The organism is Herbiconiux liangxiaofengii (assembly GCF_041927335.1).
In the GTDB taxonomy this organism is placed as follows: domain Bacteria; phylum Actinomycetota; class Actinomycetes; order Actinomycetales; family Microbacteriaceae; genus Herbiconiux; species Herbiconiux liangxiaofengii.
This window is the reverse complement of sequence record NZ_JBHFHD010000004.1, coordinates 14,344-30,500: the sequence shown is the minus strand read 5'-3', so window position 1 is coordinate 30,500 and position 16,157 is coordinate 14,344. Positions and strand designations below refer to the sequence as shown.

At 72.2% G+C, this 16,157-nt stretch carries 15 protein-coding genes; 5 read left to right on the top strand and 10 right to left on the bottom strand.

The window, feature by feature from the left end:
* Positions 1-64: 64 nt before the first annotated feature.
* From ACEXOR_RS01945 to ACEXOR_RS01920, 6 genes are all read right to left on the bottom strand, one after another.
* Positions 65-949, bottom strand: a complete 885-nt coding sequence (locus ACEXOR_RS01945; protein ID WP_374847713.1) for a PPK2 family polyphosphate kinase — start codon at positions 947-949, stop codon at positions 65-67.
* Between the two features lie 17 nt (positions 950-966).
* Positions 967-1,431 carry a GNAT family N-acetyltransferase gene (locus ACEXOR_RS01940; protein ID WP_374847712.1) on the bottom strand — a complete coding sequence of 155 codons (465 nt, stop codon included), beginning with the start codon at positions 1,429-1,431 and terminating at the stop codon, positions 967-969.
* 9 nt (positions 1,432-1,440) lie between these two features.
* Complete coding sequence (locus ACEXOR_RS01935; protein ID WP_374847711.1) at positions 1,441-2,415, bottom strand: acetylxylan esterase; 975 nt, start codon at positions 2,413-2,415, stop codon at positions 1,441-1,443.
* Between the two features lie 69 nt (positions 2,416-2,484).
* Positions 2,485-3,387 carry an FHA domain-containing protein gene (locus ACEXOR_RS01930; RefSeq protein WP_374847710.1) on the bottom strand — a complete coding sequence of 301 codons (903 nt, stop codon included), beginning with the start codon at positions 3,385-3,387 and terminating at the stop codon, positions 2,485-2,487.
* Between the two features lie 15 nt (positions 3,388-3,402).
* Positions 3,403-3,681 carry a hypothetical protein gene (locus ACEXOR_RS01925; RefSeq protein WP_374847709.1) on the bottom strand — a complete coding sequence of 93 codons (279 nt, stop codon included), beginning with the start codon at positions 3,679-3,681 and terminating at the stop codon, positions 3,403-3,405.
* Positions 3,682-3,797: 116 nt separating this feature from the next.
* A complete protein-coding gene (locus ACEXOR_RS01920) occupies positions 3,798-5,219 on the bottom strand; it encodes an amidohydrolase family protein (protein ID WP_374847708.1) in 1,422 nt (473 codons plus the stop codon).
* 123 nt (positions 5,220-5,342) lie between these two features.
* Between ACEXOR_RS01920 and ACEXOR_RS01915 the strand changes: the two genes are divergently transcribed.
* From ACEXOR_RS01915 to ACEXOR_RS01905, 3 genes are all read left to right on the top strand, one after another.
* Complete coding sequence (locus ACEXOR_RS01915; protein ID WP_374847707.1) at positions 5,343-6,026, top strand: histidine phosphatase family protein; 684 nt, start codon at positions 5,343-5,345, stop codon at positions 6,024-6,026.
* Positions 6,023-7,219 carry an acyl-CoA dehydrogenase family protein gene (locus tag ACEXOR_RS01910; protein WP_374847706.1) on the top strand — a complete coding sequence of 399 codons (1,197 nt, stop codon included), beginning with the start codon at positions 6,023-6,025 and terminating at the stop codon, positions 7,217-7,219. Before ACEXOR_RS01915 ends, ACEXOR_RS01910 begins: the two co-directional genes overlap by 4 nt.
* 197 nt (positions 7,220-7,416) lie before the next feature.
* Positions 7,417-8,595, top strand: coding sequence for a VIT1/CCC1 transporter family protein (locus ACEXOR_RS01905; protein ID WP_374847705.1), 1,179 nt, complete (start codon positions 7,417-7,419; stop codon positions 8,593-8,595).
* Here ACEXOR_RS01905 and ACEXOR_RS01900 read toward each other — a convergent pair.
* Genes ACEXOR_RS01900 through ACEXOR_RS01890 form a run of 3 tightly spaced genes read right to left on the bottom strand, consistent with a single transcriptional unit; the run spans position 8,592 to position 12,898 of the window.
* Entirely contained in the window at positions 8,592-9,188 is a 597-nt protein-coding gene (locus ACEXOR_RS01900; RefSeq protein ID WP_374847704.1) for a hypothetical protein, read from the bottom strand. The genes ACEXOR_RS01905 and ACEXOR_RS01900 overlap by 4 nt on opposite strands.
* 55 nt (positions 9,189-9,243) lie before the next feature.
* Positions 9,244-11,337 carry a primary-amine oxidase gene (locus ACEXOR_RS01895; protein ID WP_374847703.1) on the bottom strand — a complete coding sequence of 698 codons (2,094 nt, stop codon included), beginning with the start codon at positions 11,335-11,337 and terminating at the stop codon, positions 9,244-9,246.
* Positions 11,338-11,386: 49 nt separating this feature from the next.
* Positions 11,387-12,898, bottom strand: coding sequence for an APC family permease (locus ACEXOR_RS01890; protein ID WP_374847702.1), 1,512 nt, complete (start codon positions 12,896-12,898; stop codon positions 11,387-11,389).
* Between the two features lie 189 nt (positions 12,899-13,087).
* On the opposite strand from ACEXOR_RS01890, the gene ACEXOR_RS01885 reads away from it, so the two are divergent.
* Entirely contained in the window at positions 13,088-14,617 is a 1,530-nt protein-coding gene (locus ACEXOR_RS01885; RefSeq protein WP_374847701.1) for an APC family permease, read from the top strand.
* Positions 14,614-15,411 (top strand): IclR family transcriptional regulator, encoded by a 798-nt coding sequence (locus tag ACEXOR_RS01880; protein WP_374847700.1) that lies wholly within the window; start codon positions 14,614-14,616, stop codon positions 15,409-15,411. The genes ACEXOR_RS01885 and ACEXOR_RS01880 overlap by 4 nt, the downstream gene beginning before the upstream one ends.
* 12 nt (positions 15,412-15,423) lie before the next feature.
* On the opposite strand, the gene ACEXOR_RS01875 is transcribed toward ACEXOR_RS01880, so the two are convergent.
* On the bottom strand, positions 15,424-15,999 hold the full coding sequence (locus ACEXOR_RS01875; RefSeq protein WP_374847699.1) for a 1,2-dihydroxy-3-keto-5-methylthiopentene dioxygenase: 576 nt from the start codon (positions 15,997-15,999) through the stop codon (positions 15,424-15,426).
* Positions 16,000-16,157 lie beyond the last annotated feature (158 nt).

Genomic DNA, 16,157 nt, shown 5'->3' with positions numbered 1-16,157 from the left:
ACGATACCGCCCGCTCAGGATGCGCCACGACGGCCCATGTGGCCCGCGGCGCCGGCGAGCCACCTCAGGTGGCCAGCAACCGCCGCCGCTGCTCGTCGACGTCGTACGGCGCCACCGGCCATCGCAGCTCGAGCCCGGTGAGGGCCTCCTCGAGCAGCTGCTGCACGGCGAGCGCCGCGTACCACTTGTGGTCGGCCGGCACCACGAACCACGGCGCGATCTCGGTGTTCGTGGCGCCGATGGCGGCCTCGTACGCGCTCTGGAACTGTGGCCAGAGCGCCCGGTCGTCGACATCGGCGGGGCTGAACTTCCAGTGCTTGTCCGTGCGGTCGAGCCGACGCAGCAACCGCTTGCGCTGCTCCTCGTACCCGAGGTGCAGGAACACCTTCACGATGGTGGTGCCACCCTCCACCACCCGGCGCTCGAAGGCGTCGATGGTGGCGTAGCGCTCGTCGATGGCGGCGCCCGACAGGCTGCCGCGCACCCGGGGTACCAGCACGTCCTCGTAGTGCGAACGGTCCCAGACGCCGATCAGTCCGGGGGCGGGCAGCCGGGGCTCGACCCGCCAGAGGAACGGATGCGCGCGCTCCTCGGCTGTGGGCGCCTTGAAGGCGTGGTGGGCGACGCCCTGGGGGTCGACCGATCCGGCCACCTTCTTCACCACACCGCCCTTGCCCGCGGTGTCCATCCCCTGCAGCACGAGCAGCACCGAACGCCCGGAGGCGGGAGCCGCCACGGTGCTCGACGCGAACAGCTGCTCCTGCAGCCGCGCGAGGGTGCGGCCGGTGCCGCGGAAGATGGTCTCGCCCTCGTCTTTGTCGAGCGCCCCGGGGGTCGCAGCCGTGTCGAAGGCGGCGAGGTCGATCGGCGCGCCGGGGGCGCCTGCCCGCAGCCGTGCGCTCCAGGGCCCCTCGATGCGCCCGCGCGGTGGTTCGGCGTGTGCCGGCATGCGTCTCCCTCCGCCGCTCACAGCGGCTTCGCCATGGTGATGGCCGTGATGTCGTAATCCAGCGACGCGTAGAGGCCCTGCGCCACCGTGTTGTGACCGAACACGTTCAGCCCCAGCTTCACGGCGCCGTGAGACCGGGCCGCCTCCTCGGCGAGCAGCATGGCCGCCCGCCCGTAGCCTCGGCGCCGATACCCCTCGTCGATCTCGATGTCGAACACCCACCACTCGCGCGGCCGGGCGGCGTCGATGACGCCCACCCAGAGCACCCCCACCACCTCGTCGCCGTCGACCACCTCGAACACGAGCTGGCCCTGAGCCGGCTGCCCGCCCGGGAAGTACTGCTCGTTCGAGGCGGCCACCCGCTCGTCGGCGTACTCGGGGGTGTCGCCCGCCTCGATGCGCTCGCGGCGGTACTCGGCGTTCGCCCGGGCGAGGAAGCCCGGGAGTGCCGACTCGGAGAGGGGGCGGAGTTCGGCGGCCATGGCGAAACTCTAGCCGCGCAGGTGCGACGCGAGAAAGGCGAGCACCAGGGCGTCTTCGTCGGGCCCACCGCCCTCGTGGCCGTTGAACGGCCAGAGGTGCAGGGTGCTCTCGCCGGCGTACTCGTGCTGGGCGCCGGCGATCGTCGAGGGCGGCGTGATCGGGTCCATCATGGCGGCCGAGAACCAGGCCGGGGCGCTCGCGCGGCGGGCGAAGTTCACGCCGTCGACGTACGAGAGCGTGGTCATCACCTCGGCCAGCCGGTCGCGGTTGACCGCCAGGTACTGCCCGATCTCGCGATACGGCTGCGCATCCGTGATGCGGATGGCGCGGGGGAAGTCGCACAGGAAGGGCGTGATGCACGCGGCCGCCCGAATGTCGGGAACGAGGGCCGCCACGGCGAGCGCGAGCCCGCCGCCCTGGCTGCCGCCCAGCACGGCGACGCGCTCGGGGTCGACGGCCGCCATCGAGCGGGCGGCGTCGACGGCCCGCACGGCGTCGGTGATCAGCCGACGGTAGTAGTAGCCGTCGCGGTTCTCGATGCCCCGCGTCATCACGCCGGGGATCTGGGGGCCCGTCGAGCCGTCGGGGTCGCCGGTGGCCCCGGCCGACCATGTGGCGCCCTGGCCCCGGGTGTCCATCTGCAGGTGCGCGAAGCCGGCGCTCGCCCAGAACAGGTTCTCCCACGCCCGCCCGCGCCCGCCGCCGTAGCCCACGTACTGCACCACCGCCGGCAGCGGCCCCGCCGCGTTCGCCGGCAGTCGCAGCCAGCCCCGGATGCTCTGCCCACCGAACCCGGGGAACGTCACGTCGAACACGTCCACCGTCTCCAGCCCGGTCTCGACCCGTTCGAGGCGGACTTCACTCCCGGCGCCGGCGGCGCGCGCCTCGGCTAGGGTCGACCGCCAGAACTCGTCGAAGTCGTCAGGCGCGATCTGCACGCTCCGGTACCCGGCCAGTTCGGCCTCGCCGAGATCGGTGAGCATGGGTCTCCTTCGTCTGCATTGACAGGCTGAACGTGTCGAACAGCACGACTGTAGCGAAGTTCGAGGGTGTCAGCTCGGGTCGGTGACCTTTCCGGACAGCGGCGAGCTCCCGGGCCGCGGCGGCTGCTTCTTCTGCTTCGACAGCTCTCCGCCCACGCGCCCGCCGTAGGGCCGGCCGTGGTCGGCGAACTCCTCGCGGAAGTACGCCAGCCGCCACTCGCCGAGGTCGATGCGGGCGCCGGTGCGCAGGATGCGCCCTCGACGGGGGCGTGCTCCGGCGTCGAGGGGCTCGGTGGCGTGGCCGCCGCCGGTGGGCTCGATGTCGTAGAGCACGTACTCGTCGTCGTCTTCGTGACGCACCTCGGCGTGAACGGGGGCCAGCCCCGGGAGCTGCAGGTCGGCATCCGGGCCCGAGCCGATCACGGTGCGGCCGGGCAGCAGGTCGAACTCGCGCGGCGGCCGGCCGTCCCAGTACTCCGAGCCCACCACGAAGATCAGGCGCGGGCGGCCCGATCCCGGCAGGTAGTGCGTGGTGGTGACTCGTCGGCGCACCACGCGGTTCACCGTGGGGGCGATCGGGAACGGCGTGGCGGGCGGCACCGGGAACACCAGTGCACGGTCGCCGTTGCGTCGCAGCAGCAGCGGGGCGACCGCCTGCACCGACCCGAGCCGGATGTGCGGCGAGCGCGTCACGAGCCGCTGCAGCCGGCTGTTCTGCACGTCGCCGAGCTGCAGGATGGGCCCGTCGGGCCCCACCACGCGCACCGAGATGCCGCGAGCGGCGAGCGCATCGGCCACCACGGTGAGGTCGGCGAGACTCCTCCGGCCGTTGCCGGGCAGGCGGGCGGGCTCGCTCACGAACACCGTCACCTCGTTGCCCGCCGCGGTGATCGTGCCCTCGAAGGGCACGACCGGCGTGTCCCCGCCGGGGTCGACCTCGGAGAACGACAGGTCGATGTCCAGGCGCACCATGTCAGTGCCCCCGGCTCAGCTGCCGCGGTGCGGGTCGGAGCCGGGCGCCGTGTCGTCGCTCGTGGTGACCCGCAGGGTGCCGTTGAGCTTCCAGGTGGCGCGGGGCGCATCCGGCCCGATGTCGCGGGGCACCTCGACGGTCATGTCGATGAAGCTGTAGTTGACCGCGGCTCCGCGGCCGGTGAGGTACGACCACATCTCGCGGCCGAGATCGGTCCAGTCGGCGATCGAGCGGCCCTCCGGCCCCGAGTCGTCGGCGAAGAGGTCTGAGTTGGTGCTGGTGGTTTCGGACATCGGCGTCTCCCTATCCCTTTTCGGGAGCGTATCCCCGATTTTTGGACGGCGTCTACTGGAATGCCGATGTTGTCAGGAGAGATTCGCCTGGCGTCCTCCGCCGGCGGCCTCCGACGTCACCAGGCCAGGCGCTCGGTGCTCCGCGAGGCCGAGCGCCTGGCCACCTCGCGCACCCGCGAGTGCAGCTCGGCCGAGGCCCGCGCGGCCAGCGGATTGGTGCTCACCCCGTCCTCGGAGACCAGCTCCCCGCCCACGTACACCCGCGCTAGGTTGCGCAGTCCGCAGGCGAACGCGTAGTGGGCGTAGACGTCCCACACCGGCCCGGTGTCGGGCGAGGAGGGGTCGACCACGAGGAAGTCGGCGAACTTGCCCACCTCGAGCGAACCCACCCGGTCGGCCACCCCGAGGGCCTCGGCGGAGCCGAGGGTGTGCATCCGGAGCATCTCGCGCGGCATCACGATCGAGGCGTCCTGGTTCACGGCGCGCTGCGTGTACACGCCGATGCGCAGGTTCTGGAACGGGTCGGAGACGTCGGTGCACGACTGGTCGTCGAGGCCCACCCCGATGGGCATGCCGAGCTCGCGGTAGCGCGGGATGTCGGCCACGCCCGAGCCGAGCCGGCCGTTCGAGGTGGGCTGCCACACCATGCCGGCCCCCTTCTCGGCCGCCACCCGCGACATGTAGGTGTCGGGATGCACGAAGTGCCCGAACAGGAAGCCCGGGCGCAGTGCCCCGGCCCGCTCGTACCAGCCGAACTTCTCGCGCTGCTGGTCGAGCGCCTCGCTGGTCTCGAGGAAGTGCGCCTGGTTGCCGATGCCGTGCGCATCCATCGCCCGCACCTCGTCGCGCGCCGCCTGCTCGCTCGCCGACCACTGAACCGCCCCGAACACGGATGCCCCGAGCGAGAGCTCGGGCGGAACGCTCCGCTCCAGGTGCTCCACGGCCCGCCCGAACACCTCGAACGCCTCCTCCACCGGCTGGAACTCGGTGTCGAGGCGGATGGCGCTCATCGTGCGGAGCCCGGCATCCCGGGCCGCGTCGATCTGACGGTGCAGGTAGCCCTCGGGCCGGATGGCGTAGATCTCGCGCACGTCGGTGGCAGCGTCGTACTTGCCCACCACGCGCGAGTCGGTGAAGTTGTAGGCGCTCGTCACCCCGTTGCCGAGGAAGTCGAGGCAGCCGTGCACGGTGAACCAGTAGACGTCCTCCTCGTCGGCGCCGGCGATGAAGGTGCTCTGCTCGCCCACCCAGCCGTAGAGCGGCTCGCCCGGCGTCATGCCGCGCATGCCGCTGGTGAAGATGTGGCTGTGAGCGGAGATGAAGCCCGGAGCGACGAACGCGCCCTTCGCGTCGAGCACCTCGCCCGAGCCGATCGACTCGCGCTCCGGCGGCAGGTCTCCCTCGCCCATCTCCTCGATGCGCCCGTCGGAGCCCACGGCCAGCCAGCCGCGGAACCACTCCACCCCGTCGGCCATCGGGATGACGACCGCGTTCACGACGGTGAGGGCGGTTTCGGATGCGGGGTTCGGGCTGGTCATGCCGCCATCCTGTCGCGTGCACATTGCGCCCAGGTTTCGCGGGGCCCACCGGCACGTTTCGGGCTGTGCGGGCCATTAGCCTTGAATCGTCGAAATCGACCCGCCGCCCGCCGAAGGACACCCATGACGCACCCCGCAGCGCTCCCGCCCGACCACCCCGACGCGGGCGCCACGTTCAAGCACGCCGCCCGCGGCACCGCCCCGCAGGTGGTGCTCGTGCGGCACGGCGAGACCGAGTGGAGCCTGAACGGCCGCCACACCGGGCGCACCGACATCCCGCTCACCGCACGCGGCGAGGAGCAGGCCGCCGCGGTGCGCCGGGTGCTCGAAGGCCGCTCCTTCGGCCTTGTGCTCACGAGCCCCCGCCGCCGGGCACGCGACACCGCCGCCATCGTGGGCTACCCCGACGCCGAGGTCGACGACGACCTCGTGGAGTGGGACTACGGAGCGTACGAGGGCCTCACCAGCCCACAGATCTCGGAGGCCTACGGCGACGACTGGAACCTCTGGCGCGACGGCGTGCAGCCCACCCCCGAGGGCGTGGGCGAGCAGGCGGCCGACCTGCTGCGGCGCAACCAGGCGATCATCCGCCGCGCGCACCTCACCCTGAACCGCGGGGAGGACGTGCTGCTGTTCTCGCACGGCCACTACCTGCGCACCCTCGCCGCCACCTGGATCGGCGCCCCGATCAGCACGGGCGAGTACCTCGTGCTCGACACGGCCGCGATGTGCGTGCTCGGCTTCGAGCACGGCAACCAGGTGCTGCGGCAGTGGAACCGGTCGCCGTGGCAGGAGGAGCAGCGGTGAGCGCTCCGGAGACCATCACGTCGGCGCCCGCCCTGGCCGAGGCGCTGAGCGGCCTGGCCGAGGGCTTCGCGGCCGTGGCCGTCGAGCGCGACGCCGAGGGCACGGCTCCCTTCGCCGAGGTCGCCGCGCTGCGGGCGACGGGCGCTCTGCCCGCCCTCGTGCCCACAGCGCTCGGTGGCGGTGGTCTGGGCTGGCGCCCGGTGTTCGAGGCGCTGCGGCCCGTCATCCGTGCCGACGCCGGGCTCGGCCACGTGTTCGCCTACCACTTCGTGAACTCGTGGCGACTGCAGCTGAACGAGAACCAGCCCGTCATCGACGAGCTGCAGCGGGGGCTCGCGGCGAACCACTGGTTCTGGGGCGGCGCGGGCAACCCGCGCGACGCGGGGCTCGAGCTCACCCCGGTCGACGGCGGGTTCACGGTGTCGGGGCGCAAGTTCTTCGCCACCGGGGCGCAGGTGGCCGACCGCATCACCGCCTCAGGCACCCGCGTCGACACGGGCGAAAAGCTCGCGATCATCATCGACGCCACGCAGCCCGGCGTGGTGCACCACGACGACTGGGCGAACATCGGGCAGCGGTTGTCGGCGTCGGGTTCGGTGTCGTTCCAGGATGCGTCGGTTCCGGATGCGCACGTGCTCGGCTTCGGCGAGCAGTCGGGCCCGCGGTACCGGCCGTTCGCGTCGCTGTCGATCCTGCTGTTCCAGCTGGCGCTGGACCACCTGCACGTGGGGCTCGCGGAGGGCGCGCTCGAGGCGGCGGCGGCGTACGTGGGCGCCACCACCAAGCCGTGGTCGACCAGCGGGGTCGACCGTGCGGTCGACGACCCCTACATCCGGGAACTGATCGGGGAGCTCACCTCGGCCACCAGGGCGGCCGATGCGCTCACCTGGCGCGCCACCGACGTGCTGGCCGAGGCGGCCGGGCGCCGCTGGGAGCTCACCGACGCCGAGCGCGGCGAGGTGGCCGTGGAGGTCGCCGCCGCCAAGGTGGTGTCGACGAAGACGGTGCTCGACGTCACCTCGCGCCTGTTCGAGCTCACGGGAGCCCGCGCCACCGGCGAGGCCTACGGCTTCGACCGGTTCTGGCGCAACGCCCGCACCATCACGCTGCACGACCCCGTGGCCTACAAGGCCCAAGAGGTCGGCGACCACGCCCTGCAGGGCCTCTACCCCACCCCCTCCGGCTACAGCTGACCCGCCGCCCGCGCCCGCGCCGCGCCGCGGACGACGGAGTTTCGGGCGAACGACGGACCGTGCATCCGTCGTTCACGTGACGAGGCCCTGAACTCCGTCGTCGGCAGGGGCTCCGAGACGGTTTCGGGGGCTCGAAATACTGGGAATGACGGGGTTCGGGCGGGGCGGGCGGCACCCGGCTGGCACAATTGCAGCCGATGACGACCACGCCCGCGCGCTCCGCCGCCACGCCCCCCACCGCCTCCGAACTGCGCCGCTGGCGCCAGTACCTCGCCGACGAACGCGCCGAGGCCCGCGTGTACCGCGAACTCGCCCAACGCAAGGCCGGCTCCGAACGCGAGATCCTCGAGGGCCTCGCCGAGGCCGAGGGCCGCCACGAGGAGCACTGGCTCGACCTCCTCGGCGACCAGGTGGGCAAGCCGCGCCGGGCCGACCTCCGAACCCGGATGCTCGCGGTGCTGGCGCGCCGCTTCGGCTCGGTGTTCGTGCTCGCGTTGATGCAGCGCGCCGAAGCCCGCTCCCCCTACGAGGCCGACGTGGATGCCACGGCGGCCATGGCGGCCGACGAACGCATCCACGGCGAGGTGGTGCGCAGCCTCGCGGCCCGCGGTCGCAGCCGACTCTCGGGCACCTTCCGCGCCGCCGTCTTCGGCGCCAACGACGGCCTGGTGTCGAACCTGGCGCTGGTGCTCGGCATCGGCGCCACCGGGGTTCCGGCGACGGTGGTGCTCGCCACGGGCGTGGCGGGCCTGCTGGCCGGAGCGCTCTCGATGGGCGCGGGCGAGTTCGTCTCGGTGCGCTCGCAGCGCGAGCTGCTCGCCGCCTCCACCCCCGACCCCGACGCCCACACCGCGGTGCCCAAGCTCGACGTCGACGCGAACGAGCTCGCCCTGGTGTACCGGGCCCGCGGGCTGAGCGCAGCGGATGCGGCCGCCAAGGCGGCCGACGTGTTCGGCGGCCTCTCGACCACCACCTCGGCCATCCGCATCCAGCGGGTCGGCGACGCGGGTGTCACGGCGCCGGAGATCACGGGTGACGTCGCCTCGGGTTCTGCGGCCTCCGGCGCCCCCGGCGCCTCCGACGACGAGCACGAGGAGATCGGCACCGCGTGGCAGGCCGCCCTGTCGTCGTTCTGCTTCTTCGCGTCGGGGGCCGTCATCCCGGTGCTGCCCTACCTGTTCGGGCTCTCGGGGCTGTGGGCCGTGGTGATCGCCTCGGCCCTGGTGGGGCTCGCGCTGCTCGGAACCGGTGCCGTGGTGGGCCTGCTCTCAGGCGGTCCGCCCATCAAGCGGGCCCTGCGTCAGCTGGCCATCGGCTTCGGCGCGGCGGCCGTCACCTACCTCCTGGGTCTCGCCTTCGGCGCCACCCAGGGCTAGGGCAGCGCGAGCGGGAGCAGCATCAGGAGCGCCGAGCACCCCATGCTCGACACCTCGAGCACGGGCAGCAGCCGGGCTCGTCGCCGGGCCCACCGCACTCCGAGAACCGCACTGTAACCCACGTAGACGAGCGTGCCGACGGCCACCGCGTCGAGCAGTCCGCCCGCCCCCGCGGAGCCGTGGTGCATCGAGACGCCGGCCCCGCCGAAGCCGGCCCCCGCGCCCGCCGTCCCGGAGCCCATCGGAACCATCGCGAGCAGCAGCCCGGCCATCACGATCAGTCCGATGCGGCCGTGCACCGCCATCGCGGCCTCGTGGGGCGTCGGCGACGCGCGGGCCGCGGGCGCCACCCACCGCCGCCCACGCCCGCCCATCCGGTGGGCCGCCGCACCGCCGAGTGCCGCCAGCAGGAGCAGCACCGCCCACACGATCGAGGAGAGACCGATCAGGCGCAGGTTCGCGTCGAGCATCGCCAGCAGCATCAGCCCTGCCGAGACGACGGCGGCCACCCGGCCCGAACGCCGGGCACCGACGGTGCAGCACGCGCCGACCGCTGCAGGCAACAGTGCGCCGGCGTGCAGCACCTCACCCATCCCGGCTCACCGTCGCCGACCCGGGGAGCCCGGTAGCTCGGGATCCCACCGGCGCTCAGTGCCCGCCGTCATGACCGTGTCCGCCGTCGTGCACGTGCCCGGCCGATTCCTGCCCACCGTGGCCGTCGCCGGCCAGCATCTCGCTGCCGCCGTGGTGCGAGCAGTGCGAGGCCGCAGGGCCCGCGGGCGCCGGAACGTTCAGGGCCGGGTTGCGGTCGAAGAAGCCGTAGGGCTTGAGGGTGAACTTGGCGTAGTCGACCGGCATCACCGGCCAGTCCTCGGGCCGCGGGAAGTGCGTGGGCCCGAAGGTGTGCCAGAGCACGATGTCCTCGCCGTCGATGGAGGCGTCGTCGGCGATGTAGCGGGTGATGCCGTCGCCGCCCGGGTTCTGGTGCACGAAGTCGCCCGCGGCGAAGCGCTCGGCCGGGTCGTAGGCGGTGACGAAGAGGTGCTTCGTGGCGAACTCGGCGCGGCGCGCGATCGACGAGGTCGGATCGGCGAGCAATGTCGGCGCCTCCTGCGGCAGCAGCACGTACCCGGTCGGCCGGCCCATCGCGTTCAGGGTGCCCGGGTTCACCACGTGCCAGGCGCGGCCCACCGAGGCATCCGCCACCCGTCCCGACGAGCCCTCGGTGGTGAGCCGGGTCACCCCCTTCGTGAAGGCGTTCCCGTACTCGTTGCCCTCCCCGACGGGCACCCGCACCACGTCGACCTCGTCGACCGCGTTCTCGACACCGTCGACCGTCATGTCGAGCCGGGCCGAGAACAGGTGCTGGTGGTACGGGCCGCCGAGGCCCGGTGCCACCTCGGAGGCGTACGGGTAGTCGGCGCCGTCGGCCGACAGCCCCGGGTAGGCCGAGGTGAACAGGATGCCGGTGAGCTTGGCCTCGCACTCGATGGTGCCGTCGAGGTAGAGGTACCAGTAGAACCCGTAGTCGTAGTTGCCCACGGTGGTGAAGAACGAGATCACGAGCCGGCGCGACCGGCGGGTCTCGTTCGAGCCGGTGAACATGTCGGAGTGCTTCCACAGCGTTCCGAAGTCCTCTTCGTGCATGCAGATGCCGTTCTCGATGGTGAACGGGTTGCCCAGTTCGTCGGCCAGCACGGCGTCGAAGTAGTGGATCTCGCCGACGCAGTCGCAGCCGAGAGCGAGCGAGTTCGTGAAGCGGCCGAACAGGTACTCCCCGGTGTCGAAGTAGTTCTGCCAGAAGCGCACCGGCGACGGATCGCCGTAGGGCACCAGCATCTCGTCGATGGAGGCCCGGTAGATGATGGGGCGCGAGACCCCGGTGGCGGCATCCGTCCACGACAGCTGGCGCAGCACCAGGCCCTCCCGGGTGTCGAACCCCACCTGGAAGGTCCAGTTGCCCCACGACACGTTCTCGCCGTCGACCGTGAACGACGGCCCCTCGGGCTGCGTGATGACGATGGGCTTCAGGGTGTCCAGCGGCGGCCCCTGCAGCGCCGGGTCGTCGAAGTTGCCGGATGTCGCCGGCACCGGCAGGTCGGTCGCGTCGATCAGGCGCGTCACGCTGCGGGTGGCGGTGTCGACGTAGGCCGACAGGCCGTCGACGGGGTGCGCCCACGGGTGGTCCTCGGGGAAGTCCTGCCGGAAGGCGAGCACGCGCAGGATGCGTCGCCCCTCCTCCTCGGGGAAGTCGTAGTACCCGGCCGAGAGCGGCACGCAGATCACGTCGGCCACCGCGAGTCCGCGGCGGGTGAGCGCGGCGACCCAGCGCTCGTCGTCGGCCACGATGTCGGCGATGGCCTCGAACTCCTCGATCAGCACCGGCAGCTGACCACGGGAGCCGTCGAGCACGACGCTCGTGAGGAGCTCGCCCGGCGCATCCGCAGAGCCGATCGACACGACGTTGTCGGTGGAACGGCTGGTGGCCATGTCGAGCAGCATCACGCGGGCGCGCCGCTCGGGCAGCGGGCCGTCGCCGGCCTGCCACGCGAGCACCTCGCGCTTGTGCGGCTCCTCGAGCCCCACATAGGCGAACCGGGTGGTGTCGGTGAAGTCGGGCAGGGCGGTGACGAGATCCCGGATGCGCGTGAACTCGTCGGCCGTGAGGCTCGCGAGCGGGTGCAGCGGGGCGGTGGCGCCGTCGGGGCCGGCGGGCGCGTGGTCGGACTCGGTGATGGTCATCGGTGGTTCCTTACTGGTCGGGCGAGGTCGGGCGGATGCGCGGGGCCGGTCAGTCGGCGGAGTGCGGCACCGTGGCCGCGCTCGACTCGCTGATGGCGTCGGTGATGGTGGCGTAGACGGTCGGCCGAGAGCGCTTGAGCACCATCGCCTGCACCAGCCCGATCGCCGGGAAGACCACCACGAGGGCGAGGAGCGCGATGCTCACCCCGCCGAAGACCGGAACCCCGTCGCCGTCGACGTCGCCGACCATGATCGGGAAGTAGGCGATGATGATCACCGCGGAGCCCACCAGACCGACGAAGCCGAGCGCCGGGGCGACCACCGTGTTCCACACCCGCCGGTCCTGCTTGGTGCGGGCGAAGTACACGATCACCGCGAGCGAGGTGACGGCCATCAGGATGGCGATGGCCAGGGTGGCGACGCCGGCGAACCAGGTGAACACCTGCAGCACGGGGTCGAGGCCGAGCAGCGCGAACAGCACGATCAGCACGGCTGCGGTGGCCGTCTGCACGATCGAGGAGCTGTGCGGCGAGAGGTGCCTCGGGTGCACCCGGCCGAGCACGGCGGGCAGCACCGACGCGTTCGACATGGAGTGCTGGTAGCGGGTGATCACGTTGTGGAACGACAGCACGCAGGCGAACATGCTCGTGATGAGCAGCACGTTGATGATCACCTCACCCACCACGCCGAGGTACTTCGCGGTGGTGACGATGATCATGGCGCCGGGGTCGTCGGCCGCCACCCCGAGCACGTTGTCGGGGCCCCACGCCATCACCAGCCCCCAGGAGGCCAGGGTGTAGAACACGCCGATGCCGATCACCGCGGTGTAGGTGGCGCGCGGGATGGTGCGGGTCGGGTCTTTCGCCTCGTCGCGGAAGATGGCGGTGGCCTCGAAGCCGATGAACGCCGCGATGGCGAACATCAGGCCGACGCCCGGCGCCCCGGAGAACACGTTCTCGGGCAGGAACGGTGCCGCCGAGAGCCCCTGCTCCCCGCCCGAGAGCACGATGGCCACCACCAGCACGAGCACGATCCCGACCTCGCCCACGAGCAGGATGCCGAGCACCTTGCTCGACAGGTCGATGTGCCGGTAGCCGAGGAACCCGACGATGGCGATCACGGCCAGGGAGTACAGGTACCAGGGGATGTCGGGGCCGCCGACACCGGTCACCGTGACCTGGAGGATGTAGCCGATGTACCCGTGCACGCTGACCTGGATGGCCGTGTAGGTCAGCAGCGCGAGGAAGGCGCTCGCCAGCCCGGCCGGGCGGCCGAGGCCGTACCCGACGAAGGTGAAGAAGGCTCCCGGCTTGGGCACGTGCCGGGTCATGGCGGCGAGACCCACCGCGAACAGCAGCAGGATGACCGCCGACACGGCGTACAGGCTCGGGAAGCCGACCCCGTTGCCGAGCAGGATGCCCAGAGGGGCGGCTCCTCCCACCACGGTGAGGGGCGCGGCGGCGGCCACCACCATGAACACGATGGCGGTGACGCCGAGCGACCCCTTCAAGGTCCTGGTGTGCGGGGTGCCGGTGGCGGCGGGATCTTTCGTGACGGACATCGGGGCTCCTCGACTGACGGCGGATGCGTTGGCACCACTGTCGCCTGCCCGTGTTGCACGCCCGTCACCGGCCGGTGAAACTTCCCGGCACCTGGAATGAGACACCCGGGCCGCCGTCTCATTCAGCCATCACGCCCCCGAAACACGCCCGTCTCACCCCCGCAACGAGCACCTCGTACCCTGGGCCGGGTGACCGCCCTCGAACGCGCCATCGCCCACCCGGTACCCGTGCCGGGCGTGGGATCGCGCTCCCCGGTGGACGGGCTGCAGCGCCGCAGCGTCGGCTTCGTCGACGTGCTCGCCCAGTCCGTGTCGGCGGTGGCCCCCTCGGCCGCTGCCACCACCATGCCCGTGCTCGTGGCGGGCGCGGCCGGCGGCGCGACCGTGTGGGCGCTCGCCGCGGCCATGCTCATCTCGCTGCTGGTGGCCGCCACGGTGAACCAGTTCACCCGGCGGATCGCCTCGACCGGGTCGCTCTACACCTACGTGTCGCAGGGGCTCGGCTGGCGGGCCGGATCGGCGGCCGGCACCTCGATGCTGATCGGGTACGGCTTCATCACCATGTTCGCGCTCGCGGGAGCGGGCTACTATCTGGCCATCCTGGCCGCGCGGGTCGTTCCGGGAGCCTCGACCACGGTGTTCGCCATCGCCTGCATCGCCCTGATGGCGGCCGTCGTGCTCGTGGTGCTCATCCGCGGCATCCGGTTCTCCACCCGCGTGACGCTGCTGATCGAGACGGTCTCGGTGGCCATCGTGCTGGGGCTCGTGGCAGCACTGCTGGTCTCCACCGGGCGGGGCGTCGACTGGAGCGCCCTCAGCCCGGGGGATGCGACCCCGGCCACCTTCGCTGTGGGCTCCGCGCTCGCCCTCACGGCGTTCGTGGGTTTCGAGAGCTCGGCCGCGCTCGGGGTCGAGGCGCGGCGGCCGTTCGCCGCGGTGCCGCGCGCGATCATCTGGACGGTGATCGTGTCGGGCACCCTCTACCTCGTGGCGGGCTACAGCCAGGTCGTGGGGTTCTCGGCGCTCGGACTCGATCTCGCCGGCAGCGATTCGCCCGTGAACGACCTCACCGCCCACTACGGCATGGAGTGGATGGGACTGCTGCTCGATCTCAGCATCGCCACCTCGTTCCTCGCCTGCGCCATCGCCTCCACCACCGCGCTCGTGCGCGTGCTGTTCGCCATGGGCCGGGAGGGCGTGATCCCGTCCGTGTTCGGCAGCACGCACCGGCGGTTCAGGACGCCGTGGGTCGCCGCCCTGGTGGCGGTGCCGGTGGTGGCGGCCGTGCCGATCGCCGCCGTCGCCCTGGGCTCAGGTCTCTGGGCGACCATGGAGTGCCTCATCGTGACCGCCGCCGCCGGTTACATCGCGGCCTACACGCTCGTCTGTCTCGCCGCCCCCGTGTTCCTCCGCCGCATCGGCGAGCTCACCGCCGGGGTCGCCGTGCGCGCGGTCGGATCGGCGGTGCTGCTCGGGGTGGGGCTGATCGTGTACCTCTCGGTCGAGTTCGCGAGCCCCCGCTGGATCGGCGCCGTGGTCTTCGCCGGGCTGCTCGTGGCCGGCGTGCTGCAGGCCGCGCACCGGCACCGCACCCGGCCCTGGCTCCTCGACTCGGTGGGCGTGCACGACGTGCCGATCGCCGCCGACGTGCTCGGCGGCGGTGCCCCGTCGGCCGGCACCCGGCGCGGCACCACCGGCGGAGGGGATCCCCCGGGGTGAGCGGGCAGGATCGCACTCCGCTCAGCCGGCCGGCCGATCTGCGGGCCCGGCAGCCCAAGGCCGTGCACAGCGCTCTGGCCGTGCTCGAGGAGGCGGCGCGCTGCGGTCCCGGGGTCACGGCGCGGGAGCTCTCCGACAATCTCGGGCTGCCCAGGGCCACCACGTACCGGCTGATCTCCCTGCTCGTGCAGGACGAGTTCCTGGTGCGGATGCCCGATCTGAAGGGGTTCACCCTCGGCCGGAAGGTGGTGGAGCTCGCGCACCGGGTGGCGCCGACCGTTCCGGGGCCGGCAGCCGACACCCCCGTGGTGATGCTGCCGCGCGCGACCGCGAGGGTGATCGACGACCTGCGGGCGGGCATCCGGGGCGGCGTGCACCTGGTGGGGTATCACCGCGACCGGATGCGCCTGCTCGACACCGACCCCGATTTCCCGCTCAGCGACGAACGACGGCTGCTCGGCGAGTACGACGTGTCGGCGATGGGGCGCCTGCTGGTGGCCGAGCTGCTCGACACGGGCGAACCGCCGCCGGCCGCCCTGTCGGCCCAGGCGCGGTCGACGCCGCGGCTGCTCGACGAGATCCGCCGCGACGTGCGTGCGACCGGGCACGCCTGGCAGGTGGGGGGCTTCGCGACCGGGCACGGCTGTCTCACCGTGCCCATCCGGGGTGCCCGCGGGGAGCTCGTGGCCGGGCTCACCCTCTCGGCTCCGCGCACGCGCGTCGAGCGCCCCGGCGCGCTGCTCGATCAGCTCGCGGCGGGCGCGGCGGCACTCTCACCGCTGCTGAGCGCGTGAGTCGCGCGCGGCTCAGGCCGGGACGGACGCCAGCTCGTCGTAGGTGGCGAACTTCGCCGCCACGTCGCTGCCGGTGAAGTGGCCCACCCAGCCGTCGTCGTCGTGGAAGAAGCGCACCGACACGTAGTCGGGGGTGGTGCCCATGTCGAACCAGTGCGTCGTGTCCTTCGGCACCGAGAGCAGGTCGCCGGCCTCGCAGAACACGGCGTGCACCTTGCCGTTCGCGTGCAGGTAGAACACGCCGGAGCCGCGGGCGAAGAAGCGGTCCTCGTCGTCGTCGTGCTGGTGCTCGTCGAGGAACTTCGTGCGCGCCTCGGCAGCCTGGGCGCGGTACTCGTCGGTGTCGGCGGGGGTGATCGACACCACATCGACGAGGGTGTAGCCGTGGTCGGCGTTCACCTGGGCGATCTCGTCGCGGTAGGCCTCGAGCACCTCTTCCTGGGTGGGCTCGGCCGAGAGCTCCTTGAGCTCCCAGCGGCTGAAGCGGGCGTTCAGCCCCGCGAGCACGTCGCGGATGGTGTCGGCGTCGCGCGTCTGCAGCGCGGGGGTGGTGGGGTCGGAGTCGTTCCACACGGTGAGCAGGGTCATGGATTCATCGTAATCGTCCACTCCTGCACAGAAAGCGGTCGGGCGCCGAACGGTAACAGAGCGCAACACGATTCGGTCTGCGACTCGCGCGGGCAGTTGAATCGTCCTGCACCCGTCATCCGCCGGCCCGCCGGCTCCCGTTCCTCGTCGTCCCGCCC